Below are 26,785 nucleotides of genomic sequence, written 5' to 3'. Positions count from 1 at the left end.
GAGTCCTTATGACACACGCAACCTTGCACGATGAGCTGGACGCTCAGCAGAGAAAAGTGTCCGGTATTGTCTGGGCCTCTCTGGTGGGAATTATTCTGTTTTTTGTCTGGGCCTATTTTGCCACCCTCGACGAAGTGACGGTGGGTACCGGTAAAGTCACCCCATCGAGTAAAGCGCAGCAGATTGACTCGCTCGACGGCGGCGTCATTCTTAAACTGATGGTGCAGGAAGGGTCGATTGTTAACCGCGGGCAGATGCTGGCGCAGCTCGACCCGACCCGTTCACAGTCTAACTACGGGGAAGCGGCTTCACGGGTACGCACGCTGCGGGCGTCGTCTGAACGCCTGAGCGCGGAGCTGACCGGTGCACCGCTGAAATTCAGCGGGGAAACCATGAAAGCCCCGGAACTGGTGGCCCGCGAACGCCAGCTTTACCTCTCACGCAAGCAGAACCGCGATGAAACCGTCAGCAACCTGCAACAGTCGCTGAAACTGGTTAACGATGAAATCAACATGACCCAGCCGCTGGTGGCTAAAGGCGCAGCGGGGCAGGTAGAAGTGATTCGCCTCAAACGTCAGGCCAGCGAACTGCGCGGTAAAATTGACGATGCCACGAACCAGTACGCGGTGCGTGCCCGTGAGGAGCAGGTAAAGAACAACGCCGATCTCGACGCCGAATTGCAGGTCATGGCCGGTAAAGAGGATCAGGTTACCCGTTCAGAGCTGTTTTCGCCGGTGCATGGCATCGTGAAGGACATTCAGGTCAGCACCGTCGGCGGCGTGTTGCAGCCCGGCGGAAAATTGATGGAAATCGTGCCGATTGAAGATCAGTTGCTGATCGAAACCCGCATCAACCCGCGTGATATCGCCTACATCCGCCCCGGCTTACCCGCCACAGTAAAAATCAGTGCCTATGACTCCTCGATTTATGGCGATCTGGAAGGGCAGGTGGAAAGTGTCTCGCCGGACACCTTGCAGGACGAAGTCAAACGCGACCAGTTTTACTACCGCGTCTATGTGCGTACCGACAAAGCCGTCCTGACCAACAAAGCGGGACGGCAATTCCCGATAGTTCCCGGCATGGTCGCCAGCGTCGAGATTAAAACCGGCCAGAAAACTGTGCTGGATTATCTGATTAAACCGCTGAATAAGGTTAAAGAGTCACTGCGTGAGCGCTAAACAATACGGTATTGCGCCACCACGTCGGCCTCATCAGTTTTGCGTTTATCCTGCCACAGGCTCATGCGGTTGCGCAGGGAGCCTGTGAGCTCGGTCAGCATTTGGCGCGCGGCGTCGGATTGCGGGTCCAGTTCGAGAACAAACTGCATAAATTGTGCGGCAATATGACGGTTCTTTTTGACGCCGCTGCCGGTCATCCACGCCATGCCGAGGGTATAGGCGGCTTCACTGCGATCAGGGTGTGTAGGGTCGAGCAAAATGGCAGGCAACCACTGCTCCGCGGCCAGACGTTTATCCTGCTCCGGACCGCTGTCCAGTGCGCAGCTGGCGCGCCAGTAGGCGGAGGAGAGATGCCCGGCGTCGATAGCCCGCTGATACCACTGCATCGCCTGGTCGTAATCTGCCTCGCCACCGATACCCTCACGCAGCGCATTAGCGCAGGTAAACATTGCAGGCACCAGCCCTGAGCGGGCGGCACTGATCACGCAGTCCATGGCGTTACTGTCGCTGTGGAATTTCTCTGGAACATCCTGATGCCAGCCATTGCGGTAGAAAAAATAGAGCTCATAGCTGTGCAGCGCGCTGCCGCGGCGGGCCATCTCTGTCATCAGGAAGTGCGCGGCATCGAGATCGTCATTAATCGCCATATCGTGGGCGATGGTGATGAGATCTTTTGCGCTGATCTCCTGGCCTGATTGCAGTATCAGCGATGCCGCGCGGTCCATCAGGCCTGAGCTGAGATCAGGTTGTAGGAGCAAACCGTACAGTCCGTATTGCAACGCCGTAGCGGCATAGGCGATCAGTACGGCGTCGTCAGGTTGATTGACGGCGCGTATCAGCAGGGATGTGAGGACGGGCAGCCCCAGCAGCTCACCGTTTGCCAGTACGGCGCGGGAGATAAACATGGCAGCAAAATGCCCCGGCATGGCCTGCGGCGAGACGGCGAACAGGTCACTGTAAACCCCCAACCCTGCCTGATCGTCATCCTGCCAGTAGGCGGTGCAGGTGCCATACAAATCCAGCAGGCGGATGCGGGTCGCGTCATCCAGCGGCTGCGTGAACAACGCCTGAATGCGCTGTTGCAAAAGATGAGCGCGTTCTGAATCACGGTCGGCAATGTCGCCGGAGAGGGCATCGGTCAGGGCGTTGGCGCGAAAATGATTGCGCTCGGACTCACTGAATTCTGCACAAAGTGGCCCGTCGATGATCTGTATCTGCCGCTCGTCATCGCCACCCCAGGCGGCGGAATGGAAAATCAGATAAGACTCCATCGTACCGACATCGCTGTGACGTACGCTCATCGCCATGCGCAGCCAGTAATCCAGTGCGGCGTCGGCTTCTTTACGGCTGTTTTTCAGGGCCGCAGGTAAGGTCTGCGGCCAGTGGGTTGCCGGTTCGACCCCCAACGCGTGCAGATGGGCCACGCCTTCATGCCAGACAGCGCTTCCCGCGATATTGAATTTTTCATGCAAAGGCAACGGTTGCTGACCGGTAAACAGATCGCGCAGCCAGTAAGGCTCGCCAAAACCGCCGCTCAGATTCATCAGGTGGCGGAAAGCGTGCGTCGGGCGCGGGTGTAATTCGATCGCGCGTAAAAAAGCCAGAACCGAGTAATCGCAGCAGAGTTGTGCGCCCAGCCACTGACTGTCTTCAATCTCATCGCTGCCATTGCCCTGACGAATTTTCCACGCCTGCTCATGCCAGAACATCCCCAGAAGGACGTGTGCATGGTAGCTCTGCGGGCACTGCTGCGCCCAGTCACTGAAGAGTTCCAGCGGGTCAACGGTGTGGGTTTCAGCCCCGGCGGTCAGCGCTCCCGGATGCAGAACCAGACCGTAGTCACTGTGCAGGTCCGTCTGGTTCTGCCAGCCACGCATCAGCAATAACAGCCACTCGTCGAGTTTAACAAAACGGCGCGTTGCCAGTAGCATTCTGGCCTTTGAGAGGTTGTCGTGCTGAAGCTGTTGTGACATGAGGTTCCCTGGGTCCGGACGTAAGAAGTGGCGCGCTGGCAGCGAAAAGGCTGTCTGACAAGGCGCGTGCAGAGCAACAGTGTATCGGCTGAAAGCGGCAACATCAGCGGGATTGCTCTTAGATATCCCCCATAGTAACGGATCATCCCGCCGGCTGACTAATACTGTACAAAAATTGAATCTATTGTGGAGGAAATCAGTACCAGGGTAATTAACTGTTTGTTTTTAGGTCTGAATAATGGCTGTATTTTGTATCGGATATTAATAAATCACTGTTCAGAATGTGAAGAGAATAAGGAAAATAAGAAAGAATAGTGGAGGGAATGAATCAGGAAATAGGAGAGTGGAAAGTTGTCATTATTGTGCTACCGGTAGGAAATAACGCATGAACGACAGTGTCACGTTGCGTGACTACCGCACAAAAAGTAAAAAAAAACCGGCCATGAGGGCCGGCTGTCGTTTCCAGAAAATCCGGAATGAAGGTAATGAATAACAAATAATGATGATAGCAATGTGAATTATAGAGATCTTCTGATTTTTTGCTTTATCACTTAGTGCTGTGTGAGTGTCATTTAATGCAATGAATTGTAAGGTTTTTTATAAATATGAACGATTAGTGCTTTATTTTAACATTGATTTTTTTCAAGAAAGTTCTACGATATTAATATAAAGTTACATCTTCTAATATGTATGAAACATTATCATTAGGTTCGTATCATTTTCTTTCTGGATTAATATGACTTATATCCAGAGAATGGATTTGCCATGTCGGGCATATAATTTTAATAGCGTTATTTCATCTGGTACTCATCAATCAGTGGCACGCCCGACACCCTACGAGGATAGATCAAAATGAAACTCCGAATTCTTTCTCTCTTGGTACCTGCATTATTAGTGGCAGGAACAGCAAGTGCGGCAGAAGTCTATAATAAAGACGGCAACAAACTGGACCTGTATGGTTTGGTTGATGGCCTCCACTATTTCTCTAACGATGCAGGCTCTGATGGCGATCAGAGCTATATACGTATGGGTTTCAAAGGGGAGACGCAAATCTCCGACCAACTGACCGGTTACGGCCAGTGGGAGTATCAGGTGCAGGCTAACCGCGCGGAAAGCTCTGATTCAGGTAACAATTCCTTTACCCGTTATGGTTTTGCCGGTCTGAAATTTGGCGACTATGGTTCGTTCGACTACGGTCGTAACAACGGCGTGCTGTACGACGTGGCCGCGTATACCGACATGCAGCCTGAGTTCGATGGTTCGACTTATGGCGCAGACCAGTTCCTGTTCCAGCGTACCAACGGCGTAGCCACTTACCGTAACAGCAACTTCTTTGGTCTGGTTGATGGCCTGAACTTTGCTCTGCAATATCAGGGTAAAAACGACGGTGGCGGCGAACCGGGCCAACGTGATGTGCTGACACAAAACGGTGACGGCTACGGGATGTCCCTGAGCTATGACATCGGCGCTGGCGTGAGCGTGGCCGGTGCATTCTTCAACTCTGACCGTACCAACGAACAAAACGACACCCCAGGGATCATGGGACAGGGCAGCCGTGCTGAAGGTTATAGCGGTGGTCTGAAATATGATGCGAACAATGTGTACCTGGCTGCGATGTTCACCCAGGCATACAATGCCAGCCGTTTCGGTTCTACCAGCTCAGAAGCCTACGGTTATGCTAATGAGTCTCAGGCATTTGAAGCCTACGCCAGTTATCAGTTCGACTTTGGTCTGCGTCCGTTCGTGGCGTATAACCAAAACCGCGGTAAAGATCTGGGTTCTGACAGCGTAGGGAATACCTATGGCGATCAGGATCTGGTGAAATTCGTCGACCTGGGTGCCACCTATTACTTCAACAAAAATATGTCAGCTTACGTTGATTACAAAATCAACCTGATTGACAGCAGTGACTTCACTCAGGCCGCCGGTATTACTACCGACGACGTGACGGCAGTCGGTCTGGTGTACCAGTTCTAACCTGTTGCAGGTTGCTTTCGCAAACCAGACAGGCATTTTCAGACACAGAATGATGCAGTCACAATCAACGCGGCTTCGGTCGCGTTTTTTGTGTGTTTTTTTTATGTCTGCTTTTTATGTATAAAGAACTGACTCACTCGTCCCATTCAATTTAGAGGTCCGCATGTCAATCAAACCCCCTTTACCCCCGTTCACCCGCGAAAGCGCCATCGAGAAAGTGCGTCTGGCTGAAGATGCGTGGAACAGCCGTGACCCGCAGCGCGTGCGTCAGGTTTATTCTGAAGACACCCGCTGGCGTAACCGCAGCGAATTTGCCGAAGGCCAGCCAGCCGTGGTGGCATTTTTAGAACGTAAATGGGCTAAGGAGCTGGAATACCGTCTAATTAAAGAGTTGTGGGCATTTGATGGCGCGCGCATTGCGGTGCGTTTTGCCTATGAATGGCGGGATGATTCGGGCAACTGGTATCGCAGTTTTGGTAATGAAAACTGGGAGTTTAATGCAGAGGGACTGATGTTTGCCCGCCACGCCTGCATAAACGATCTGCCGATTAAGGAGAGTGAGCGGAAATTCCACTGGCCGTTAGGGCGCCGCCCCGATGATCATCCTTCCCTCAGTGACTTAGGCTTCTAGTCCGTCTCAGGCCGATTTTTGGTGGATGATGTGCAGGGGTGGTGCGACCTCCAATTTGATGTCCGGATTTTGACGAAATTCAAACGGCGTGATGTTGAAGCGTTTGCGGAACATATAAGTGAAATGTGACTGCGAGCCAAAGCCGAAATCCATGGCGATATCAAAAATTGACGTATCACTGCTGCTCAGCTGATAGACGGCGCTGGCCAGACGGCGCTCACGGATATACTTACCGAGTGAGATACTGGTCGATTCTTTAAATAATTTTTGCATGTGCCAAAGCGAATAGCCTGAATACTCAGCTAATTCTTCGAGGTGGATAACGCGCCCAAGATGGCCTTCAATCCATTTGCTGAGTGCGCAGACGATAGTGAGATGAATATCCTGAGCCATAACCAGTCTGTGTTGATGTTCAATAAGGCTATTATACACAACTTCGTCATCATGACGGGGTTGCCACAACGGCGCACGAGGTAGCGTGTTTAACGCAGCAGGATCCAGTGGATGAACCGCGCAATAACATCGTCAAGCACCACTATTCCAATAAGAATAGCAATGATGATCATGATGAATCGCTTACCTGTAGGCAAAATCAGTTCTCACTGGAAAGTAGACATGTCTCGGTTACCAGGGGCCGGAGCCCTGCATATTTAGCGCCACAACTGCCGTACACACTGCGATAAAAATAACGAACACAATAAAAAGCCGCTTCATATAACGCTTTGCAGAGAAGCTCTGCCTCCAACTTTAACACCCCGATGGGCGAAACAAGCGGAAGGTACCAGATTAGAGGCAGAAATCCAGTCTGATGAAGAAAAAAATCATTCTGCTGCTGCGCTGCGCCTGATCAGATTGGTTTTTTGCCCGTTGTTAATAATGGTTTCCGGCGGGGTCTGAGGGACCAGCGCATCAGGGGCGATGTTCATATGATTGAGTACCTGTCCCATAATTTGGCCAAATATCGGACCGGCAACGGATCCCCCGAAGTGCTTACCTGCCTGCGGGTTGTTGACCATCACGACCAGAGCGATGCGCGGGTTACTGGCAGGGGCGACACCGGCAGTGTAGTTAATATAACCGCCGTCATATTTGCCGCTGGCTCCCATTTTTTCCGCTGTACCGGTTTTGATTGCCAGACGGTAGCCTGGAACGGCGGCACTCAGGCCCGATCCGCCGGGCAGGGCGTCACTCTCCATCATATGGATGACAGTCTGAACCACATCCTGAGACATCACCCGGGTGCCAAGCACCGGCGGCGTGACTTTGGTGATCGACAGTGGACGGTAGATACCCAGCGCGCCAATGGTGGCGTATTCACGGGCAATTTGCAGCGGGGTGACCCGCAGGCCATAGCCGAACGAGAAGGTGGCTCGTTCAATGTCAGCCCAGCGCTCACGGTGCAACGGGAAATAGCCGCTGCTCTCGCCGCCAATACCCAGATCGGTAGGTTTTCCCAAACCAAAAGACTGATAGAGCTGCACCAGTACCTGCGCTGGCATGGCAAGGGCGATGTGAGAAACGGCAATGTCACTGGATTTCTGTAACACGCCGGTAATGGTTAAGGCAGGCCAGTGGCCGACGTCTTTGATCAGGTGACCATTGACGGTGTACGGTCGGGTGTCGAGCACAGAGTCCGGGCGGATCATACGACGTGCCAGACCGGCCATAACGACCAGTGGTTTCACCGTAGAGCCGGGCTCAAAGCTGTCACTGATCGCTACGTTGCGCATATCTTTTGGCTGCACACCGGCATAATTGTTCGGGTTATAGGACGGGTAGGAAGCCATACCGAGGATTTCACCGGTATTCACGTCAACGAGCACTGCCGCGCCGGAGTCCGCCTGATTGGCCAGAACGCCAGCCTGCAGACGTGAATACATTACATACTGCATGTAACTGTCGATACTCAGGTTCACTGTCGGTGGTTGTTGCGGCGGGACTTCCTTAAGAATACCAATCACGTTGCCATGACCATCCTGACGGTATTCACGCATGCCCGGCTTGCCTTCCAGCAGAGTGTTAAACCCTTTTTCGACACCGGTTAGCCCTTCATTATCAGTACCCACAACACCCACCAGATTGGCTGCTGCCTCGCTCATCGGATAATACCGGCTGTCATCGTGCTGGCTGCTGATGCCGCCAAGATGCAACTGGCCGATATCATTGGCGATCCCCTGTTCGACTTTACGTCCAAGGTAGACAAAGCGGCGCTGCGGATCGCTGGTGATGATTTGCTGAAGCTGCGACAGCGGCATATTGAGCGCCGAGGACAGATATTGCCATTTCGGACTATTGAGATCGCTGTGCAATTGCAGAACGCGGAAAGGGTCGGCAATGATGTCTTTTGACGCCACGCTCAGGGCCAGCGGATGGCCGTTACGGTCAGCGATGGTGCCGCGATCGGCAGGGATCACCGTGGAGCGCAGCGAACGCTGATCCGCCTGGCGTTCCAGCATCGGGCGGTTAAGCAGCTGTAAGTAACCTACGCGGGCCAGCAGAAAAACCATGCAACAGACAATACCCAGACATATCAGGGCAAAGCGTTTGGAATAAAAATGGGGCTGTGCATTGGCTTTTTTTGGGGGCATGGTGGCTTCGCAAGTCGTTGACGCTGATGTTGCCAAAGAATGACGAAGCAGAGGGTAAAAACGCTTATTAAAGCAGCACGTACCCGGCACTCATCATTCTGATTGATAATGAATTTTGTATCATGCTCATATTATAATAAGCCATTGCCGGGTTATGTTTATTTGAGTTGCGCTTTGTAAGTAACCGTTACTCAACCGAGAGCCATTCATCGGCTTCTTCGAACATCTCTTCGAGCATCTGGTTGAGATGAGAACGCTCCTGCTTACTGGCACCGGACGTGTTCAGACCGTTTGCCTGCATCGGTTTGACTTTGACTTCGGCATCAGGGAACAGGCGGTGGACGCGTTTGGTCAGTTCAGCCTTAATTTTGTCGCTGGCGTCGGGGATCCCGGCCACGTTACGTTTGTCATACACCAGTTCAACCAGCATCGATCTTTATCCTTCATGCAGACTTGTTAGTAAAATTAACTGGCTAAATATACAGTAAATTCAGTGGCTGCTCCAACTGTTTCGAGCGTAAATTCATGTAATAGGTTATACATAACCTTTGTGAATGTTTGATTGGACGTTAGACTACGGCCGCCGCTTCAAGATGAAGGGCGCGAGGAGTGAATGAATAAACAACGGCGTTCTGCACTGACTTTTTTCTGCCTGGCTACTCTGGTCATACTTACTTGTATGACGCAGCGTATCGCCGGGCTGAACGCGTTGTCTGCCTCCCTGCGTGCTGACAGCGTGACGCAACAAGTTGCGGCAGCCGGTGCACACTCCTCAGAAACGCCTTCTGAAGCTTCCCTCATCCCCACGCCCTGCGAGTTAAGCAGCAAATCGTTGCTGTCAGCTCCTCCTGTTATCCTTGAGTTTGCGCTGCTGGCCCTCGGCTTGCTGCTGGCCTTTTTGTCAGCGGGCAATCTGGCGGCTATTCGCACGCGCCTGCCCGAGGCCGTGCCTGTTCCGCGACTGCGGGTACATTTGCGGCTCTGCGTCTTCCGGGAATAAAAACGCGCCTCCGTATTTCATTCGGATGTGACATTTTTATTTTTGGAGAAAATTTATGCGTAGTGCCTTCAGGGCGGCCATGGCCTGCCTGCTGCTGCTTTGGCTGCCTCAGCTTTATGCGGCTGATAGCGGCTGGCTGCAAAGCCCACAAAATACCCACGCCAAAGTGCGTTTTCAGGCTGAGCCATCGGGCGATGAAACTCAGGTTCTGCTCTCAGTCAGTCTGGAAAAAGGCTGGAAAACCTACTGGCGTTCGCCCGGCGAGGGCGGGGTTGCGCCGGTCATCGAATGGCAGAACAGCGCAGCGCCAGTGCAGTGGTTCTGGCCCATGCCGTCGCGTTTTGACGTTGCGGGGCTGACCACGCAGGGTTATCACGACGATGTGACTTTCCCGATCGTTATCAAAGCAACATCACCCGCGACGTTGTCCGGCACGCTGACACTGCCGACCTGCAGCAACGTCTGTATTCTGACCGATTATCCCTTCCATCTTGATCTCACCGCCGCAGGCGACAGGGCTGAATTCTTACGTCAGTTTGCTATCGCGATGGGGCAGGTGCCGATCACGCAGGGACTGACGGGCGACGCTTCGGCCGCTTATCGGCAAGGTAGTCTGGTGATTTCAGCCAGCCGCGCACAGGGCTGGCAGAGTCCGGCGCTGTTTATTGACGGGCTGGAGGGCAGCGCCTTTGGTAAACCACAGATAAAAATCGATGGCGTAAAACTGTCCGCAACCGTGCCTGTCACCGACGAATGGGGCGACGCGGCAGGGGACATCAGCGGAAAAACGCTCAGCCTGGTGCTGGCTGACAACGGGATAGCACAGCAGCTGACTTTGCCGGTCGCTAAGCTGACTGGTACGGCTGCTGGTGGCACAGTCGCGCTCTGGCAAATCGCGCTGATGGCGCTGGCAGGCGGGTTTATCCTCAACCTGATGCCTTGTGTTTTACCCGTGCTCGGAATGAAACTCGGTAGCATTTTGCAGGTGGAACAGCGCGACCGTAAAAGCGTGCGGGTGCAGTTCCTTGCGTCATCGGCGGGTATCATCACCTCGTTTCTGGCCCTCGCGCTGCTGATGACTGTACTGCGTTATACCCATCAAACCCTCGGCTGGGGCATTCAGTTCCAGAGCCCGTGGTTTATCGGCCTGATGGTGCTGGTCACGGCGCTCTTCACTGCCAATCTGCTGGGACTGTTCGAAATTAATCTGCCTTCGCGCATGACGACCCGTCTCGCCACGCAAAAACGCAGCGGGCTGGCGGGCAATTTTGGTGAAGGGGCCTTTGCGACACTGCTGGCGACACCCTGTTCAGCCCCTTTCCTCGGGACCGCCGTGGCCTTTGCGCTGGCGGCACCATTGCCGGTGTTGTGGGGATTGTTCCTGATGCTGGGGATCGGCATGAGCCTGCCGTGGCTGTTGATTGCCACTTGGCCGGGGCTGGCGCTGCGTATGCCCCGGCCGGGGCGCTGGATGCTGCGCCTGCGTGTGGCGCTGGGCGGGCTGATGCTGGCGGCCTGTCTGTGGTTGCTGAGCCTGATGCAAAACCATCTGAGTATCGAAACCGTTATTGGTCTTGCCGTGGTGATGCTGCTGGCACTGGTGCTGGCGTCATTAAGACGCTACGGCAGGCGTAATACGGCAGTGGCGCTCTGCATCGGGTTGCTGCTGGGCGGTCTGCTGATGCTGATAGCCGCATTCTTTTTCAGCGGTACCAGCAGGCCGTTGCAGGACAAGGTCAACTGGCAGCCGCTCACCGAGCAGGCGATCACCGAGGCTCTCGCCAAAAATAAAGTGGTGTTTGTCGACGTCACCGCCGACTGGTGCGTCACCTGTAAGGCCAATAAATTCAACGTACTGCTGCGTGATGACGTGCAACAGGCGCTGAGTGACCAACAGGTTGTTGCTTTGCGCGGTGACTGGAGTCGCCCGTCGAAGCCTATCAATGCATTTCTGCAAAAACGCGGCAGCGTTGCCGTACCGTTCAACCAAATCTATGGTCCGGGCATGCCGGCAGGTGAAATTTTATCACCGCTGCTGACCCGTGACGCCGTATTACAGGGGCTGAAAAATGCTCAGGAAGAGAAAAAATGAAAACGTTAATACTGATTTTAATGATGGTGATATCGCCGGTTTTACTGGCGCAGGAACAGACCCAGACGCCCGAGCAGATCCTGTTCAATGATCCGGCGACGCCGCGCTTTGGTGCCAAAAATGCCCGGCTGACGCTGGTGTCATTTACCGACTACAACTGCCCGTACTGTAAACAGTTTGACCCGTTGCTGGAGCGGCTGGTGAAGGAGAATCCTGACGTGGCCGTGGTTATCAAACTGCTGCCGTTTCGTGGCGCAAGTTCGATCAGTGCAGGACGTGCGGCGCTGACCGTCTGGGAACAGCAGCCGGACAAATTCATGGCGTTGCATCAGCGGATGATGGCGAAAAAAGGGCCACAGGATGAGGAAAGTATTGATGCCGCAATTGCCAAAGTTGGCCTGCCGCCGGTAAAAGTGACGCCGGAAAGTTATCTGCAACTGAAAACCAATGTGGAAATTGCCGAAGTGCTGGGCATTCAGGGAACGCCTGCGACCATTATTGGCGATCAATTGGTGGCCGGTGCCATTTCATGGGATGACCTTAATAAGCTGGTTAAAGTACAGCTTGAGAAGGTGAAAAATGACAAAAGTTAAACGTTGGGCCAAAGAGATAGGCATCGGCCTATTGCTAGTGATGGTGGTGCTGTTCGGCATGGATTTCCTGCGCGCGCCGCAGGCTCCGGCTGACTTCGGCCATCAGCCCCTGCAAACGCTGGACGGTCAGACGGTCACCCTTAACGAGAAAAGCCAGCAGCAGCCGCTACTGGTTTACTTCTGGGCAACATGGTGCGGTGTGTGCAAACTCACCACGCCTAATGTGGGTAAGCTCGCCGCAGAGGGCGAAAATGTGCTGACGGTGGCGCTGCGCTCAGGCGATGGCAGCGAGCTGCAACGGTATTTGCAGGCGAAAAAAATTGAGATGCCGGTGGTTAACGATCAGCGAGGCGAGATTTCTGCGCAGTGGGGTATCGGCGTCACGCCAACGTTTGTGATTATTGATAAGGGCAGGGTAGTGAGTACTACGACGGGATGGACATCTTACTGGGGAATGAAAGCGCGGCTATGGTTTGCCGCGCTTTAATCTCTGCTAATCCGCAATGAACCGTTTCTCATCGGTCAGAACCTGTAACAGCAAGCCCAGTTCAGGTTTCTGATCTTTGATGCGTTGACCATTAAGCTCATAAGCGCGGAAATCGCCATTGCGTTCCAGTTGCAAGGTCTGGGTCGGCGTGGTGATAATCAGCGTGCCGTTGTCACTGGTTGAAATCCAGTTATGACGACGTTTGGCCGCAAACAGGTCTTCACCCTGAGAGAAATCAGCCGGTGACGTGGTGACATGCAGCAGGCGCTGCATCAGGGTAGTCATCACATCTTCGTGATCGGTCAGCTTGTTGATGGCCTGTGCCGGTGTACCCGGCCAATGGATCACCAGCGGCACCTGCAATTGATCGCGGTTCATATTGTTGCCTGAACCCCAGGTCCCATTCTCGTTCAGCTCGACGCCATGCGCAGCGGTAATGACCACGACGGTTTTATCCAGTACGCCCCGCTCTTTCAACCCTCGTAATATCTCGGCAATCCGCTGATCCACCTCTTCAGCACCTTGCTGATAGCGCTGGACGAAGGCCTTGCCGGTCGGAACAGCGTCATCTCCCCGGCGCAATGCTGCCGATACGCCGTTCAGGCTGACATAAGAGAACCACGGACGCATACTGCGCGCATTCAGCCACTGTTGCCATTGTTGCGCCGTCAGCGAGTCGGGCTGATTGGCCGGTGCCGGTAATGAGAAATCGGTCAGCAGCGACTGGCGGTAAAGCGGACTGTTGAAGCCATCAGAGGAGAATAGGCCAAATTCGTAGCCCTGTTTCGCCAGTGACGTCATCAAAACGGAAGGTTTTCGTGCCGAAATAATGCCTTCCATATAGGTCGGCGAGATGCCGTAGAACAGCCCGAACAGACCGGTATCAACACGGTTGCCGGAGCTGTAATGTTGCACAAAACTGACGTTATCTTTCGCAAACTCCGTCAGCGCTGGCATCTCTTTTGCCGTGGTCGACGCGTGCAGGCCATCGACGACGATCATCAGTAAATTATAACCACTGCCCTTGTCGCGGAAATTGATGTCATTAAGCGGGTACTCCACCGACAGCGCTTCCGGATTGCCTTGTTCCATCAGGCGTTGCTGATAGGCCTGAGCATCCAGCAAACCATGCTTCTCGAGGAATTTACGTGCGGTCATCGGGTAGGACAACGGCAGGTTCGAGCGCTGCATGGTGATCGGGCGGTAGAAGTTGGCGTCGGCCCAGATGTACATCAGATGCGAAGCAAAGAAGCTGACAATAAACAAGGCAACCAGCGGTTTGGCGAAATTACGGCGATTCAGGCTGCGCAGTTTTTGCCACGCCCAGGTGCCAAACAGCATTTCAACCAAAAATATGATGGGTACAGCGATGAACATCAGTTGCCAGTCGCGGGCCAGTTCGCCTTGACCAGGGTTGACGACCAGTTCCCACACCACCGGATTGATGTGCAAATGGAAACGGGTAAATACCTCGGTATCCACCAGTAACAACGTGAGCCCGGCTGTGGCTAAAATCGCCGACAGGAACCGTAGCAAACGTTGTGACATCACCACAAAGGTGAGGGGGAAGATGATCAGCAGATAAGTGGAGAAACCGATAAAGCTGAAATGCCCAAGCCAACTGACCAGCGCGTAAAGACGCCCTTCAAGCGAAGAGGGCCAGTCAGAGACAAAGAGATAGCGGCTGCCGAGTCCGAGACTGAGCAGAATATTAAACAGGGCGAACCAGTGCCCCCAGCTGATCATCTGGGATACTTTTTCGCGATAGCGCTGACTATTTGTCACCATAAGAGGTTTTGGGCAAATGTTGGATTAATGGGCTTTATCTTCTCTTATCGACGCTTGCAGTGCGCCTGCAAAAGAGCCTGCAAGGGCTTTTCGCTGCGCAGGTGCGACGCTGGTATTGATTAAGTTGGTCACCATATTACCCAAAACCATCAGAGAAAGATCGGTTGGGGTGCGGTGTTTTTCCAGTACATTGACCAGTTCAGAAAGGAGCTGTTCAACGTGTTCGTCACTGTAACGAGATGGTTGTGGCATGGATTAATGTGCTCAAAGCCTGACAAAGTGCAATATCTTAACGTATCGTGGCATCAGTTTCCGCATTTTTATAACGTAGCGGACGTTGAGAAAGTGAAGGGATGTATTTATTTGTGTTTCAGCACCTCAGGCATAGCGGTTGCAAGCACACCGTATTAGGTGTTTGAATACGCGCCATTACAACGGGTAACGATCCCTTTTTCATCCTCTTTTTTATAAAATGCCTAACCGGAGAACCCCATGAGTCTGGATATCGAGCAGATTGCTTTACACCAGTTGAACAAGCGCGACGAGCAGACGCTGGATGTTGTGCTGCGCGATACCCTGCTGACCCCGAATGCGGCGGTTGAAGAGATGATGGCCGAGCTGCACCGCGTTTACAGCGCCAAAAGCAAAGCGTACGGCTTATTCAATCAGGACAGTGAACTGGCTGTGGCATTACGCAATTGCCGTAAGGGCGAAGAGGATTTTCTCGGTTTCAGCCATGCGGCGACCGGGCGTTTACGCGATGAGCTATCGAAGTATCCGTTTGCCGAAGGCGGCGTGGTGCTGTTCTGCCATTACCGTTTCCTTGCGGTGGACTATTTGCTGATTGCCGTGCTGAACAGCCGCAGCAGTATGCGGGTCAATGAGCAGCTGGACGTCAGCAGCATTCACTACCTCGATATCAATCATGCCGATATCGTGGCGCGTATTGATCTGACCGAGTGGGAAACCAGCCCTGAATCCACCCGCTACCTCACCTTCCTCAAAGGTCGGGTAGGGCGCAAAGTCTCCGACTTCTTTATGGATTTCCTCGGCGCAGCCGAAGGTCTGGATACCAAAGCGCAAAACCGGGGTCTGTTGCAGGCGGTTGATGATTTCTGTAGCGAAGCGCAGCTGGATAAGAATGAGCGTCAGAATGTCCGTCAGCAGGTATACGCCTATTGCAACGAGCAGTTACAGGCGGGCGAAGAGATCGCACTCGATGCCTTGTCCGACGAGCTGCCGCCGTGGAATGACAAGAAATTCAAAGAATTTACTCAGGATCAGGGTTATCAGCTGGAAGAGACTTTCCCGGCAGATCGTAGCACCCTGCGTCAACTGACCAAGTTTGCGGGCAGCGGCGGCGGTGTGAGCATCAACTTCGATGCGATGCTGATGGGAGAACGTGTGTTCTGGGATCCGGCGACAGATACGCTGACAATTAAAGGCACACCGCCTAACCTGCGTGACCAGCTTCAGCGCCGTTCTTCAGGTAAATAACCGACGTTTCCGGCCTGAATCCCGCCAAATAAAAAACCCTGCCTTGGCAGGGTTTTTTATTTGTTCTCGCACGGCGTCCCGATGCGTCTCGATTCAGTTGGCGATTAAACGCGAACGAAGTCGATGTGAGCCAGTTTTGGCTTGAACGGGTGACGCTGTACTGCCTGAACTTTAACTTTGGTTTCTTTACCGTCGATAACCAGAGTGATAGCTTCAGAGTAGAACTCAGCTTTCACTTCCATGTTCTTAACAGAATCATGGTCCAGTTTGATTGAAACTGGAGCAGCTGAACCACCGTAAACGATAGCTGGGAATTTGTTTTCTAAACGCAGGCGGCGGCTCGCACCTTTGCCCTGCTCAGCTTCTGGACGTACTTCTACATTGATAGTGAACATATCTATTTCTCTATATAAGAATGTTTGCCCCGCCACCTGCGACCGAGTGACGAGTTGAGTAATGCTGCTTGCGCACATGGCGAAAGCGGGCGGTATGATACCGGACCCGAAGCCTCGCAACAATGAATAATTATCAGACAGGCTGTGATGATCACCCGCGCAGCTCATTAGCACGGCGGTAACGCCCCTCGTAATCGAACATTTTTTCCCGCACCTGCCAGAACTGCCCTTTCATCCGGGCCACCACAAAATCAGGATGTCGCAGCAGAATTTGTTGTGCCACGACGTCGCTGGCCGTCTTCCACTCAAGCGCAATACCCGGCGCACGCTGGTGCGGACGCAGGAAATTGTGCAGGAAAGCCATGCGCTGGGCCGGGGTGTTGAGGCGAAAACGTTCAGAGACATCCGCACCGTCTTCGTCGTAATAAGTGATTTTCAGCCATTCTCCTTTCTCATCGCGCCCGTTTTCCAGGTTCATGCCGCCGCAGCGCAATACCAGCGCATCTTTTAGGCGCAACGCGGCTTTGAGCATATCGTCCGGATCGACCAGAATCTCCTGACACTGATGGCAACGCCGCGCGGCGATGTCGTTCTCCGCGCCGCAGTGCGGGCAGCTTTTGAAGCGGAAGCGGTAATCGCACTGTTCGCGGTCACCGTTATCATCTTCAAGCACGCCCTGACAGCGGCGGCCAAAATGTTCAATCACCGTGCCGTCTTCGGTGGTTTTTCCCCAGAAAATGTTGGCGAAACCACAGGCCGGACAAAATACCTGCACCGGTTTATTGTCGCTGCCCGGCTTGTGGCTGCCGACTTCGGGCGTGAAAATATCATGCGGATTCCCGGCGTAATCAAGTATCAGACAGTCGGTTTTTCCCGGCGATAAACGCAGCCCGCGCCCGACGATTTGCTGATACAAACTGACCGATTCGGTGGGACGTAAAATCGCGATAAGGTCAACGTGTGGAGCATCGAAACCTGTGGTCAGCACCGAGACGTTAACCAGAAAACGCAGCTGCTGCTGTTTGAATTCGCCGATGAGACGGTCGCGCTCAGGGGCCGGCGTTTGGGCGCTGATGAGCGCAGCCTGTCCTTTGGGCAGCAGGCCAAAGATCTCCCCGGCGTGCTCCACGGTAGAGGCGAAAATCATTACCCCTTTGCGTTCGGCGGCAAATTCTACAATCTGGCTGATGATGTGCGGGGTAATTCGTTTTTGCTGGCGCAACGTGTCATTGAGATCCGCTTCACTGAACAGGCCGTTGCTGTTGGCCTGCAGGCGGCTGAAGTCATAGCTGACCACCGGCATATCCAGCCGTTCCGGCGGCACCAGAAAACCGTTTTTGATCATATAGCGCAGCGGCAGTTCATAAATGCAATCACGAAACAGGCTGTCCGCGTCGCCGCGCACCATGCCCTGATGGTGATACTGATAAATCCAGCCTTTGCCCAGCCGGTAGGGGGTGGCGGTCAGCCCGAGCAGGCGCAGGCGCGGATTGGTTGTGCGCAGATGGCTGATTATTTGCTGATACTGACTGTTTTCATCGTCGGAAATGCGGTGGCATTCGTCGATGATCAGCAGAGAAAACTCGCCGCCAAAGGCAGCCAGATTTGGTGCGACGGACTGCACGCTGCCGAAAACTACCTTTCCGCTACTCTGCTTGATATTCAGTCCGGCGGCAAAAATGTCCGCTTCCAGCCCGTACGACAGATATTTGCTGTGATTTTGCGCCACCAGTTCTTTGACATGCGCCAGCACCAGCACGCGCCCGCGGGCCACCCGCGCCAGTTCGGCGATCACCAGGCTTTTGCCCGCGCCGGTCGGCAGGACAATAACGGCCGGTTCATCATGCTGGCGAAAATGGCGCAGCGTGGCGTCAACGGCATCTTGCTGATAGGGGCGTAGGGTGAAAGCGGTCACAGGCAAACTTCACTGGTAATAAATACAGGGTTTCAGTATGCCAAAAATTGTTGTTGATGGCGATCATCACGCCCGGCTAACTTTTATCGATCCGCGTCGCAAAATGGGGCTTTTTGAGGTTATACTGGCGCTTCACACTGGCAGTCCGTCTGCCCCCGCTGAGGAGTAATAGCACGTCGTCATTACTCACTCTTTGCACTTATTAGCACCGAATAATCCTCAACCCTGTCAGTTACCTTGATGTAACGGCGGGGTGTTGTTTTTTATCAGGAATGCGATCTCACAGATCGCCATCAAAGGTTAGGCAGATTCAATGCGTCTCGATAAATTTTTAGCCCAGCAACTGGGAGTCAGCCGCGCAATCGCGCTGCGTGAACTCCGTAATAAACGTGTCACTGTTGACGGTGAAATCATCAAAACCGGTTCGCTGAAACTGGAACCGCAGCACCGTGTGGAGTTCGACGGCAACGTGCTTGAGCAGAGTGATGGTCCGCGCTACTTCATGCTCAATAAGCCTCAGGGCTACGTCTGTTCCACTGACGACCCGGATCATCCGACCGTACTGTATTTCCTCGAAGAGCCGGTGGCGTACAAACTGCATGCGGCAGGGCGTCTGGATATCGACACTACCGGTTTGGTGCTGATGACCGATGATGGCCAGTGGTCGCACCGTATCACCTCGCCAAAACATCATTGCGAAAAAACCTATCTGGTGACGCTGGAGCAACCGCTGTCTGACGATACCGCCGGGCAGTTCACCGCGGGCGTACAGTTGCACAACGAAGACTCCCTGACCAAACCGGCCGTCCTCGAGCAACTCGAAGAGTGTGTCGTGCGCCTGACCATCAGCGAAGGCCGTTACCATCAGGTGAAACGCATGTTTGCCGCCGTAGGTAACCGCGTGGTGGCGCTGCACCGTGAGCGCATCGGCGGAATTGTGATGGACGATGATCTCGAACCGGGCGAATACCGTCGCCTGACAGAAGAAGAGATCGCCAGCGTCGAAATGCCAGGCCGCTAAACCCTTCATCCTTCAAGCTGCCTTTGCGTTGACCGCCTTTGCGAGTCCCAATCACTTACTGATGTAAGCTCCTGGGATTCACTTAGCTGTCGCCTTGATGCACCAAAAGCAGGCGCCTCTGGGCGACTCGAATGATTTTGGGTTGAGTATCTGATTGCCGCGCCAATTCAGGCGCTGCGGGTTAAGGGGTTAATGAACGTGCAAGAAAACCGGGTATCCCATATAGGTTTGATTTTCATACTGGGATTGATATCGATGCTGATGCCGCTGGCAATCGATATGTATCTGCCGAGTATGCCAGTGATCGCAAACGAATTTGGCGTGCCTGCGGGCAGTGTGCAGATGACGCTCAGCGCCTATGTGCTGGGCTTTGCCATCGGGCAGTTATTTTACGGGCCGATGGCAGACAGCCTCGGGCGTAAACCGGTTATCTTCTGGGGTGTGTTGATCTTCGCACTTGCTGCCGGTGCCTGTGCGCTGGCGCAGTCGGTCGAACAACTGGTCTGGATGCGCTTCCTGCACGGTTTAGCCGCAGCAGCGGCGAGCGTGGTCATTAACGCCCTGATGCGCGATATGTTCACCAAGGACGAATTCTCACGAATGATGTCCTTCGTGGTGCTGGTGATGACCGTTGCACCTCTGCTGGCGCCAATGCTCGGCGGTATGCTGATGGTTGCCTTCAGCTGGCACGCCATTTTTTGGGCGATGGCTATCGCAGCGCTTATTGCCGCCGTGTTGGTGGCGGTGTACATCAAAGAGACGCTACCCAAAGAGAGGCGGCAGAAATTTCATCTGCGTACCAGCCTCGGGAATTTCGCCTCGCTGTTTCGCCATAAACGCGTCCTGAGTTATATGCTGGCGAGTGGTTTCTCCTTCGCCGGAATGTTCTCCTTCCTCAGCGCCGGTCCGTTTGTGTATATCGAACTGAATGATGTATCGCCGCAGAATTTTGGTTTTTACTTCGCGCTGAATATTGTTGCGCTGGTGATCCTGACCATTATCAACAGCCGCAATGTGCGCCGTCTGGGCGCGGTTAAGATGTTCCGCTTCGGTCTGGTAGTACAGTTGATCATGGGCCTCTGGCTGCTGGTGGTCTGTGCCCTGGGGCTGCCTTTCTGGGCGCTGGTGCTGGGTGTGGCCGGTTACGTCGGCGTGATAGCTATGGTGACATCCAATGCAATGGCGGTGATTATGGATGACTTCCCGCACATGGCAGGAACGGCGGCTTCTCTGGCGGGAACGATTCGTTTTGGTACGGGGGCGGCGATTGGTTCGCTGCTGTCGCTGTTCACCGCGAAAAGCGCCTGGCCGATGGTAGGCTCGATGGCATTCTGCGTGATTGCTGCGGCGTTGCTCTATCTCTACGCCAGCCGTCCGGCGAAAGTGGCGGCGGTCTGAAAAACCTCCCCTGTGAAGGGGAGGCATTTATCTTATCCAACAATGCCCGGTTTTACTCCCTGCAACCTGCGCGCTGCTTTTGCTCTCGCATACTCATCGGCCATGGCTTTCGCCTTCGCCCCCGGAATCAATGCCATATCACACTCTTTCGGCAATAACGTGGTGACCAGTGCCGCAATCAGCAGCGAGGCAACCAGCGCATAAATTGCCGTGCTTTGTCCGTAGAAGTGAACCAGCACACCGACCAGATAAGGTCCACAGAAGCCCCCCAGATTCCCCAAGCCGTTGATCACGCCGCGTGCGCTGCCGGCCACTTCCGGTGTGGTGACTTTGCTCGGAATGGTCCAGAAGGCGCTGGTGGCAGCCTGCAGGAAGAAACCCGCGCCGACCAGGAAACCGTAGGAGGCCATCATGTTATGGCTGACGCTCACGGAGGCGGCCAGACAGGCGGCGAATCCGCACAGCGGCAGCGCAATGAACAGGCGGCGCTTACCGGTTTTGTCCGATAGCACGGACATGGCGAGGATCCCGAGCATCGTCCCCACGTAAGGAATAATCGCCAGCATCCCGACCGAGCTCATGTCACCGCCGGTAAGGTTTTTAAGAATAGTGGGCAGCCACAGGGTGTAGCCGTAAATTCCGGTCTGGTAGAAGAAGTTAATGACGATGAGTTTTCTGATTGAGCCATTGCGAAACACCTCTTTCAGCGGGGCATTTTGTACCGGCGCCAGCGCTCTCAACGCATCACGCTCACGGTTAAGCTCGGTGACCAGATAGTGACGTTCGCGCTCAGACAGCCATTTGGCTTCTTCCGGGCGGTCACTGATGGTGAACCACCAGAACACCATCACGACCACTGACAGCAGCCCTTCGATGATGAACAACCAGCGCCAGTCGAGTACGTCCAGGATCACGCCAGACAGCGGGGCGGTGATCATGCCGCCGAGCGGGGCAAACATCAGCACATAGGCGTTAGCCCGGCCGCGTTCTTTGTCCGGGAACCAGTTGCTGACCATGGTCAGCACCACCGGCAGCATTCCACCCTCGGCCACGCCCAGCGCGAAGCGCAGGAACAGCAGCTGATACTGGTTGGTGACCAGACCGGTCAGGACAGAAATGACCGCCCACGCTACCAGCGACCAGGCAATAAATTTGCGCCCGCTGCCGTGTACCGCCAGACTGCCGCCGGGGACTTGTAAAAACAGATAACCGATGAAGAAGATACCGGCTGCCAGACCGGCCATTGACGAGGTAATACCGAGTTCCGCGTCCATTCCGCCGGGCATGGCGAAACTGATATTAACCCTGTCCATAAAGGAGATAATACAGGCAATTAATATCGGCGTAATAACGCGTAACCAGCGGGCTTTGGGGATCTTATTATCCATCGTGACACCTCGGTTATACAGAAAACCCTTCCCGGTCATGAATAAACGGGAAAGTGTTTTACTGATTCGTTTTATTAATAATTCATTATTAGTTTGCAGGTTTTAACGTGGTTATTAATCCAAACACTTGTGTAAATTTGCTAATACTTTTTCACTCATTGCCTGACGTGTTTCATGCGTCGCACTGCCCACGTGTGGTTGTAAAACCACATTATTCATGTTGATTAATTCATGAGGAACGCGGGGCTCGTCGGCAAAAACATCCAGACCTGCACCGCCGATATTTTTATTGTGCAATGCCGTAATTAAATCCTGCTGATTGATCACGCTGCCGCGAGAAATATTCACCACCAGCGCATGATCTGGCAGGGCGTCAAATACGGATTGATTAATCACACCCGCCGATTGCGGCCCGCCGGAGACGGCAATCACCAGCACATCGACCTGTGCGGCGAGCTGTTTAACATCCGGATAGAAGCGGTAAGGCAGGTCGGTTTTTTCGTGATTGCTGGAATAGTTGATCTGCATATCAAAGCCCGCGGCGCGGCGCGCAATCGCCTGACCAATCTGGCCCATACCGAATATTCCGAGACGTTTGCCGCTGATTTTGGTAGAGAGCGGGAAACCGCCTTCCAGCCATTTACCTTCGCGCACAAATTTGTCCGCCTGACAAACATTACGGGATGTCGCCAGCAGTAATGCCATCGCCATATCGGCAACGTCATCGGTTAATACGCCGCTGGTGATTTCCACCTGAACAGTATTTTTTTCTGCGTAATCCAGATCAATCGCATCGGTGCCGACGCCGAAAACGGAAATAACCTTTAAATCAGGCAGGCATTCCAGAATACTATTATCGACACCAAAATCACCGCGCGTCACCAGGCCGAGAATGCCTTTTCCATTGGCGGCTAAAAAAGCCTGTTTGTCCTGCTGCTCAAAATATTTATCCACGGCAAACTGCTGTTCCAGTTTATCAGTCAGGCTGTCCATGACCGGAGCCAGAATTAATACGCGTGATTTTTGTTGTTGGGTCATTATCGTTACCTGTCAAAGTTTGCTGCTCAGAATCGATGTTCTAATAAAAGCATTTTCAGGAAACTATTTCGTGACCGGAGTCACGTTGGATCATGTTAAAAAACTGTGTTACTGGTAACGTGATCCTGGGCCATAAACCGGCGGGGGAGATAACGGGACAGGCAGGTCTGGCGGAGGATTAAATCGTTCCGCCAAGGGAGATGCGATAGTGTAAATCGACCCGTTCAATCGTGGGCAGGTTTTTGATTTTCTTGAGGATGATCTCAGCAGCCACTTTACCCATTTCATAACGTGGAGTGATGACACTGGCTAACAGCGGCGTGGTAGCAAGGCCGATATCCAGACCGTGGAAGCCGGAAATCGCCATCTCTTCGGGGATTTTAATGCCCGATTTCAGGCACTCCTGTAACACACCAACGGCAATATCATCATTGGTGCATAACACAGCGTTAACTTGCGGATAGAGCTGCCGCGCCAGCGCCAGCATCCCGGCTCCTATGGAGACGGAAGAGACTTTATTCGGCGTGATATGCATGGGTTCGAGATTGCGTTCCTGCATTGCCCGGCTATATCCCTGATAGCGTTTTTTATCGCGGGCATCTGACATTGAGCCGAAATAGACCACGTGCTGTTTACCGCTGGCGAGCAGCGTGACTGCCATGTCATACCCGGCCTGAAAGTTGTCGAACCCGACGGCAATGCGCCCGTGCGTATCATCGAGATCCATCACCTGCGCCACCGGGATCGCAGCGGCATTCAGATATTTATCAGCTTTCAGGGTGTGCACGGAGTCAGTGAGAATCAGGCCCGCCAGCTGATAGGTCAGCAAATTGATGATGTGCTCTTCTTCGCGCTCTTTGCTGTACTCGTAATTGACCACCAGCGTCTGGTAGCCCTGCTGAGACGTAACGGACTCAATACCAGCCAGCAGATCCGAGAAAATCTGATTATTGAACGACGGCACCAGAATACCGATGCGCGGGGTTTTCTGTGGGCGCTCGGCATCTTCCAACGGATACCCCACCTCTTCCATGACTTTGGTGATGCGCTCGCGGGTTTCTGGCGACACCTTTTCAGGAGTACGCAGAAAGCGGCTGACAGTCATTTTTGTCACGTCGGCGAGTAACGCGATATCTTGCAGTGTGACGCGCTGGTTTCTCATCCGCGAGGGTCCTGTGTTAAGAAAAGGTATGCTGAATTAATAAGCCTGATTATGCAGCAAAAATGGCAATAACATGTTAGCAAAATGATAGGGATCACGCTTGTGGTAACAGAGTTTGTTAACACGGAGTAGAGTGATCTGGGTCACAGTTTGCCCGCCGATAAACCGTTTAAGTGTGAAGTAACTTTTATCTGCGGACATTCATCATGACAAATCTCTTCTCGCTCGATAACAAAAAAATTCTGGTCACCGGCTCCACGCGGGGTCTGGGCTTCCTGCTGGCAAAAGGGCTGGCACAGCACGGCGCCGAAATTATTGTTAACGGAACATCACCGGACACGACCGCCCGCGCCGCAGAAGCCCTGCGTGCCGAAGGTTTTATTGTCCATCCGGTATCCTTTGATGTCACCGACAGTCAGGCGGTGAACAAGGCGATTGACCATATCGAGAAGGAGATTGGTGCGATTGATGTGCTGGTTAACAACGCCGGTATTCAGCGCCGTCATAAATTTACCGAGTTCCCGGAAAAAGACTGGGACGACATCATTGCGGTTAATCAGAAATCAGTCTTTCTGGTATCACAGGCGGTGGCCCGCTATATGGTCAAACGTGAGAAGGGCAAAATAATCAACATCGGTTCGATGCAAAGCGAGCTGGGCCGAGACACTATCACCCCCTACGCGGCGTCCAAAGGGGCGGTAAAAATGCTGACCCGCGGCATGTGCGTTGAACTGGCGCGCTATAACATTCAGGTTAACGGCATCGCGCCGGGCTATTTCAAAACCGATATGACGCAGGCGCTGGTGGACAACAAAGAGTTCTCTGACTGGTTGTGCAAACGCACTCCGGCCGCGCGCTGGGGCAATCCGGAAGAGCTGATTGGTGGCGCGGTTTACCTCTCTTCTAAAGCTTCTGATTTCGTCAACGGGCATCTGCTGTTTATCGATGGCGGCATGTTAGCGGCGGTATAAAAATGACTAAAATTGCATTAATCACCGGCGGCGGTAGCGGCATTGGGTTGAGTGCGGCCAAAGCACTGGCGGCAGGGGGATTCACGGTGATTATCACCGGGCGCAATCTGTCGAAACTTGAGCAGGCCGTAGCGCAGTTTCCTGACGGGCAGGCGGTGGCGCGGCAGTTGGATGTCACCAGTCCGCCGTCGGTTGAGGCATTGTTTGCTGAGATTAAAACGACCTTCGGGCGGCTGGACCTGTTGTTTAACAACGCCGGAACCAACGTGAAAGATGTACCGATTGAGCAACTGGCGGTGGAGGACTGGCTGGCAGTGATCAATACCAACCTGACCGGTGTGTTCCTGTGCACCCGTGCGGCTGTCGGTTTGATGAAACAGCAAACCCCAATGGGCGGGCGCATTATTAATAATGGATCGATATCAGCCCAGTCGCCGCGTCCGAACTCAGCGCCTTATACCGCCAGTAAACACGCCATTACCGGCCTGACAAAATCGACGTCGCTGGATGGCCGTGCGTTTAATATCGCCTGCGGGCAGATTGATATTGGCAATGCGGCAACCGATATGGGCAATAAAGCGCTGGCAGGCAGAATGCAGGCCAACGGTGAAATTGCCGAAGAACCGGTGATCCCGGTGGAACGTATCGGCGAAGCGGTGGCCTATATGGCCGGTTTACCGCTCGACGCCAATATATTAACCATGACGATTATGGCTTCCGCCATGCCGCTGGTCGGTCGGGGGTAATTAAATATAAAAAGCCCCGCACAGTGGCGGGGCCGGATATACCCTTCATACTTCAAGCTGTATCTTTGTTGCCTGACTTACTCACCCGAGTCACTTAGTTTATTAAGCTCATCGGGATTTCTTCCCTTGCCGCCTCGATGCAGCTCGAATTATTTAGGGTATATAGTTTTAACTATAAATAGGGTTACCGGACGACGGTTTTCCTCTCCAGCAAACAGCGGTAAATAAGTCCGCCTGCAATCCCGCCAAGAATAGGCACCAGCCAGAATACCCACAATTGCTGAATGGCCCAGGTTCCCTGGAATAATGCCACGGCCGTACTTCGTGCCGGGTTCACCGAGGTATTGGTTACCGGAATACTGATTAAGTGAATTAAGGTTAATGCCAGACCAATGGCCAGCGGAGCAAAACCCGCCGGTGCATGTCTGTCGGTTGCGCCATGAATGACAATTAAAAACACCGCCGATAATACAAACTCAATCACAATGGCCGACGTCAGTGAATACCCGCCCGGTGAATGTTCCCCATAGCCATTGGAGGCGAATCCGCTGGCCGTGGCGTCAAACCCGGCTTTACCACTGGCGATCAGATATAACACGGCCGCTGCTGCAATCCCCCCGACGACCTGCGCCACAATATAGGGCACCACATCTTTGGCCGGGAAACGGCCTCCCGCTAATAAGCCTACGGTGATCGCAGGGTTAAAATGTCCGCCGGAAATATGACCGACGGCATAAGCCATGGTCACTACGGTTAAACCAAACGCCAGTGCTACACCAACAAAACCAATACCCAGTTGTGGGAAAGCTGCTGCTAATACAGCACTACCACAGCCGCCAAACACGAGAACAAACGTTCCTAAGAACTCAGCCGACAATTTACTTAGCATGGGATTATCCGCCCTTCATCAACGTATTTTTCTACAGCGCCGGTAATGTCCCGCAACA

Annotated in this window: 24 protein-coding genes; 12 read left to right on the top strand and 12 right to left on the bottom strand. The window is 53.5% G+C overall.

Features of this window, described 5'->3' with window-relative positions:
- Positions 1-8 precede the first annotated feature (8 nt).
- The gene (locus tag ACZRKO_RS09720) at positions 9-1,178 is read left to right on the top strand and encodes a secretion protein HlyD (RefSeq protein ID WP_463736985.1); all 1,170 of its coding nucleotides are present in this window, start codon (positions 9-11) and stop codon (positions 1,176-1,178) included.
- Here ACZRKO_RS09720 and ACZRKO_RS09715 read toward each other — a convergent pair.
- Positions 1,175-3,151, bottom strand: coding sequence for a DUF4034 domain-containing protein (locus ACZRKO_RS09715; protein WP_463736984.1), 1,977 nt, complete (start codon positions 3,149-3,151; stop codon positions 1,175-1,177). The genes ACZRKO_RS09720 and ACZRKO_RS09715 overlap by 4 nt on opposite strands.
- An 852-nt stretch (positions 3,152-4,003) precedes the next feature.
- Here ACZRKO_RS09715 and ompC point away from each other — a divergent pair.
- Both ompC and ACZRKO_RS09705 read left to right on the top strand, forming a co-directional pair.
- Positions 4,004-5,128 (top strand): porin OmpC, encoded by a 1,125-nt coding sequence (ompC, locus tag ACZRKO_RS09710; RefSeq protein ID WP_463736983.1) that lies wholly within the window; start codon positions 4,004-4,006, stop codon positions 5,126-5,128.
- 163 nt (positions 5,129-5,291) lie between these two features.
- The gene (locus tag ACZRKO_RS09705; protein WP_463736982.1) at positions 5,292-5,759 is read left to right on the top strand and encodes a nuclear transport factor 2 family protein; all 468 of its coding nucleotides are present in this window, start codon (positions 5,292-5,294) and stop codon (positions 5,757-5,759) included.
- 6 nt (positions 5,760-5,765) lie between these two features.
- Here the strand turns inward: ACZRKO_RS09705 and ACZRKO_RS09700 are convergent, their stop codons facing one another.
- From ACZRKO_RS09700 to ACZRKO_RS09690, 3 genes are all read right to left on the bottom strand, one after another.
- On the bottom strand, positions 5,766-6,152 hold the full coding sequence (locus tag ACZRKO_RS09700) for a helix-turn-helix domain-containing protein (protein WP_463736981.1): 387 nt from the start codon (positions 6,150-6,152) through the stop codon (positions 5,766-5,768).
- 428 nt (positions 6,153-6,580) lie between these two features.
- Positions 6,581-8,347: a penicillin-binding transpeptidase domain-containing protein gene (locus tag ACZRKO_RS09695; RefSeq protein ID WP_463736980.1), complete on the bottom strand. Its 1,767-nt coding sequence runs from the start codon at positions 8,345-8,347 to the stop codon at positions 6,581-6,583.
- Between the two features lie 187 nt (positions 8,348-8,534).
- On the bottom strand, positions 8,535-8,777 hold the full coding sequence (locus ACZRKO_RS09690; protein WP_140471316.1) for a DinI family protein: 243 nt from the start codon (positions 8,775-8,777) through the stop codon (positions 8,535-8,537).
- 183 nt (positions 8,778-8,960) lie between these two features.
- Between ACZRKO_RS09690 and ACZRKO_RS09685 the strand changes: the two genes are divergently transcribed.
- From ACZRKO_RS09685 to ACZRKO_RS09670, 4 genes are read left to right on the top strand one after another with little or no spacing between them, the layout of a single operon-like run.
- On the top strand, positions 8,961-9,347 hold the full coding sequence (locus ACZRKO_RS09685) for a copper resistance protein (RefSeq protein WP_463736979.1): 387 nt from the start codon (positions 8,961-8,963) through the stop codon (positions 9,345-9,347).
- A 55-nt stretch (positions 9,348-9,402) separates the two neighbouring features.
- A complete protein-coding gene (locus ACZRKO_RS09680) occupies positions 9,403-11,439 on the top strand; it encodes a protein-disulfide reductase DsbD family protein (RefSeq protein WP_463736978.1) in 2,037 nt (678 codons plus the stop codon).
- Entirely contained in the window at positions 11,436-12,032 is a 597-nt protein-coding gene (locus ACZRKO_RS09675; protein WP_463736977.1) for a DsbA family protein, read from the top strand. Before ACZRKO_RS09680 ends, ACZRKO_RS09675 begins: the two co-directional genes overlap by 4 nt.
- Complete coding sequence (locus tag ACZRKO_RS09670; protein ID WP_463736976.1) at positions 12,019-12,519, top strand: protein disulfide oxidoreductase; 501 nt, start codon at positions 12,019-12,021, stop codon at positions 12,517-12,519. Before ACZRKO_RS09675 ends, ACZRKO_RS09670 begins: the two co-directional genes overlap by 14 nt.
- 6 nt (positions 12,520-12,525) lie before the next feature.
- Here ACZRKO_RS09670 and yejM read toward each other — a convergent pair whose 3' ends face one another.
- Positions 12,526-14,307, bottom strand: a complete 1,782-nt coding sequence (gene yejM / locus ACZRKO_RS09665) for an LPS biosynthesis-modulating metalloenzyme YejM (RefSeq protein WP_463736975.1) — start codon at positions 14,305-14,307, stop codon at positions 12,526-12,528.
- A gap of 24 nt (positions 14,308-14,331) precedes the next feature.
- Positions 14,332-14,559 (bottom strand): YejL family protein, encoded by a 228-nt coding sequence (locus ACZRKO_RS09660; protein ID WP_463736974.1) that lies wholly within the window; start codon positions 14,557-14,559, stop codon positions 14,332-14,334.
- Positions 14,560-14,799: 240 nt separating this feature from the next.
- Between ACZRKO_RS09660 and yejK the strand changes: the two genes are divergently transcribed.
- Positions 14,800-15,804, top strand: a complete 1,005-nt coding sequence (gene yejK / locus ACZRKO_RS09655; RefSeq protein ID WP_463736973.1) for a nucleoid-associated protein YejK — start codon at positions 14,800-14,802, stop codon at positions 15,802-15,804.
- 104 nt (positions 15,805-15,908) lie between these two features.
- Here the strand turns inward: yejK and rplY are convergent, their stop codons facing one another.
- Positions 15,909-16,199 (bottom strand): 50S ribosomal protein L25, encoded by a 291-nt coding sequence (rplY, locus tag ACZRKO_RS09650; protein ID WP_463736972.1) that lies wholly within the window; start codon positions 16,197-16,199, stop codon positions 15,909-15,911.
- A 151-nt stretch (positions 16,200-16,350) separates the two neighbouring features.
- The gene (locus ACZRKO_RS09645; protein WP_463736971.1) at positions 16,351-18,114 is read right to left on the bottom strand and encodes a DEAD/DEAH box helicase; all 1,764 of its coding nucleotides are present in this window, start codon (positions 18,112-18,114) and stop codon (positions 16,351-16,353) included.
- A gap of 313 nt (positions 18,115-18,427) precedes the next feature.
- Here ACZRKO_RS09645 and rsuA point away from each other — a divergent pair, with 313 nt between their 5' ends.
- The gene (rsuA, locus tag ACZRKO_RS09640; protein ID WP_463736970.1) at positions 18,428-19,135 is read left to right on the top strand and encodes a 16S rRNA pseudouridine(516) synthase RsuA; all 708 of its coding nucleotides are present in this window, start codon (positions 18,428-18,430) and stop codon (positions 19,133-19,135) included.
- A 198-nt stretch (positions 19,136-19,333) separates the two neighbouring features.
- Positions 19,334-20,533 (top strand): Bcr/CflA family multidrug efflux MFS transporter, encoded by a 1,200-nt coding sequence (locus tag ACZRKO_RS09635; RefSeq protein WP_463737522.1) that lies wholly within the window; start codon positions 19,334-19,336, stop codon positions 20,531-20,533.
- A gap of 32 nt (positions 20,534-20,565) precedes the next feature.
- On the opposite strand, the gene ACZRKO_RS09630 is transcribed toward ACZRKO_RS09635, so the two are convergent.
- From ACZRKO_RS09630 to ACZRKO_RS09620, 3 genes are all read right to left on the bottom strand, one after another.
- Complete coding sequence (locus ACZRKO_RS09630) at positions 20,566-21,921, bottom strand: MFS transporter (protein ID WP_463736969.1); 1,356 nt, start codon at positions 21,919-21,921, stop codon at positions 20,566-20,568.
- A gap of 114 nt (positions 21,922-22,035) precedes the next feature.
- On the bottom strand, positions 22,036-22,959 hold the full coding sequence (locus ACZRKO_RS09625; RefSeq protein WP_463736968.1) for a 2-hydroxyacid dehydrogenase: 924 nt from the start codon (positions 22,957-22,959) through the stop codon (positions 22,036-22,038).
- Between the two features lie 178 nt (positions 22,960-23,137).
- Entirely contained in the window at positions 23,138-24,121 is a 984-nt protein-coding gene (locus tag ACZRKO_RS09620; protein WP_463736967.1) for a LacI family DNA-binding transcriptional regulator, read from the bottom strand.
- A gap of 206 nt (positions 24,122-24,327) precedes the next feature.
- On the opposite strand from ACZRKO_RS09620, the gene idnO reads away from it, so the two are divergent.
- Both idnO and ACZRKO_RS09610 read left to right on the top strand, forming a co-directional pair.
- Positions 24,328-25,092: a gluconate 5-dehydrogenase gene (gene idnO / locus ACZRKO_RS09615; RefSeq protein WP_463736966.1), complete on the top strand. Its 765-nt coding sequence runs from the start codon at positions 24,328-24,330 to the stop codon at positions 25,090-25,092.
- A gap of 2 nt (positions 25,093-25,094) precedes the next feature.
- The gene (locus tag ACZRKO_RS09610; RefSeq protein WP_463736965.1) at positions 25,095-25,838 is read left to right on the top strand and encodes an SDR family oxidoreductase; all 744 of its coding nucleotides are present in this window, start codon (positions 25,095-25,097) and stop codon (positions 25,836-25,838) included.
- Positions 25,839-26,022: 184 nt separating this feature from the next.
- Here the strand turns inward: ACZRKO_RS09610 and aqpZ are convergent, their stop codons facing one another.
- Positions 26,023-26,727 (bottom strand): aquaporin Z, encoded by a 705-nt coding sequence (gene aqpZ / locus ACZRKO_RS09605; RefSeq protein ID WP_463736964.1) that lies wholly within the window; start codon positions 26,725-26,727, stop codon positions 26,023-26,025.
- Positions 26,728-26,785: the final 58 nt, after the last annotated feature.

Source organism: Ewingella sp. C233 (assembly GCF_055407225.1).
The sequence above is the reverse complement of the archived record's forward strand: the minus strand, read 5'-3'. Positions and strand labels throughout refer to the sequence as shown.

Excerpts from the sequence above, each read along its gene's own strand:
- ompC (WP_463736983.1), top strand. The coding sequence starts at position 4,004 with ATGAAACTCCGAATTCTTTCTCTCTTGGTACCTGCATTATTAGTGGCA.
- ACZRKO_RS09695 (WP_463736980.1), bottom strand. The coding sequence starts at position 8,347 with ATGCCCCCAAAAAAAGCCAATGCACAGCCCCATTTTTATTCCAAACGC.
- ACZRKO_RS09690 (WP_140471316.1), bottom strand. The coding sequence starts at position 8,777 with ATGCTGGTTGAACTGGTGTATGACAAACGTAACGTGGCCGGGATCCCC.
- rsuA (WP_463736970.1), top strand. The coding sequence starts at position 18,428 with ATGCGTCTCGATAAATTTTTAGCCCAGCAACTGGGAGTCAGCCGCGCA.
- idnO (WP_463736966.1), top strand. The coding sequence starts at position 24,328 with ATGACAAATCTCTTCTCGCTCGATAACAAAAAAATTCTGGTCACCGGC.
- ACZRKO_RS09625 (WP_463736968.1), bottom strand. The coding sequence starts at position 22,959 with ATGACCCAACAACAAAAATCACGCGTATTAATTCTGGCTCCGGTCATG.
- ACZRKO_RS09670 (WP_463736976.1), top strand. The coding sequence starts at position 12,019 with ATGACAAAAGTTAAACGTTGGGCCAAAGAGATAGGCATCGGCCTATTG.
- ACZRKO_RS09630 (WP_463736969.1), bottom strand. The coding sequence starts at position 21,921 with ATGGATAATAAGATCCCCAAAGCCCGCTGGTTACGCGTTATTACGCCG.
- ACZRKO_RS09705 (WP_463736982.1), top strand. The coding sequence starts at position 5,292 with ATGTCAATCAAACCCCCTTTACCCCCGTTCACCCGCGAAAGCGCCATC.
- ACZRKO_RS09715 (WP_463736984.1), bottom strand. The coding sequence starts at position 3,151 with ATGTCACAACAGCTTCAGCACGACAACCTCTCAAAGGCCAGAATGCTA.
- aqpZ (WP_463736964.1), bottom strand. The coding sequence starts at position 26,727 with ATGCTAAGTAAATTGTCGGCTGAGTTCTTAGGAACGTTTGTTCTCGTG.
- ACZRKO_RS09720 (WP_463736985.1), top strand. The coding sequence starts at position 9 with ATGACACACGCAACCTTGCACGATGAGCTGGACGCTCAGCAGAGAAAA.
- ACZRKO_RS09675 (WP_463736977.1), top strand. The coding sequence starts at position 11,436 with ATGAAAACGTTAATACTGATTTTAATGATGGTGATATCGCCGGTTTTA.
- yejM (WP_463736975.1), bottom strand. The coding sequence starts at position 14,307 with ATGGTGACAAATAGTCAGCGCTATCGCGAAAAAGTATCCCAGATGATC.
- yejK (WP_463736973.1), top strand. The coding sequence starts at position 14,800 with ATGAGTCTGGATATCGAGCAGATTGCTTTACACCAGTTGAACAAGCGC.
- ACZRKO_RS09700 (WP_463736981.1), bottom strand. The coding sequence starts at position 6,152 with ATGGCTCAGGATATTCATCTCACTATCGTCTGCGCACTCAGCAAATGG.
- ACZRKO_RS09610 (WP_463736965.1), top strand. The coding sequence starts at position 25,095 with ATGACTAAAATTGCATTAATCACCGGCGGCGGTAGCGGCATTGGGTTG.
- ACZRKO_RS09680 (WP_463736978.1), top strand. The coding sequence starts at position 9,403 with ATGCGTAGTGCCTTCAGGGCGGCCATGGCCTGCCTGCTGCTGCTTTGG.
- ACZRKO_RS09660 (WP_463736974.1), bottom strand. The coding sequence starts at position 14,559 with ATGCCACAACCATCTCGTTACAGTGACGAACACGTTGAACAGCTCCTT.
- rplY (WP_463736972.1), bottom strand. The coding sequence starts at position 16,199 with ATGTTCACTATCAATGTAGAAGTACGTCCAGAAGCTGAGCAGGGCAAA.
- ACZRKO_RS09685 (WP_463736979.1), top strand. The coding sequence starts at position 8,961 with ATGAATAAACAACGGCGTTCTGCACTGACTTTTTTCTGCCTGGCTACT.
- ACZRKO_RS09620 (WP_463736967.1), bottom strand. The coding sequence starts at position 24,121 with ATGAGAAACCAGCGCGTCACACTGCAAGATATCGCGTTACTCGCCGAC.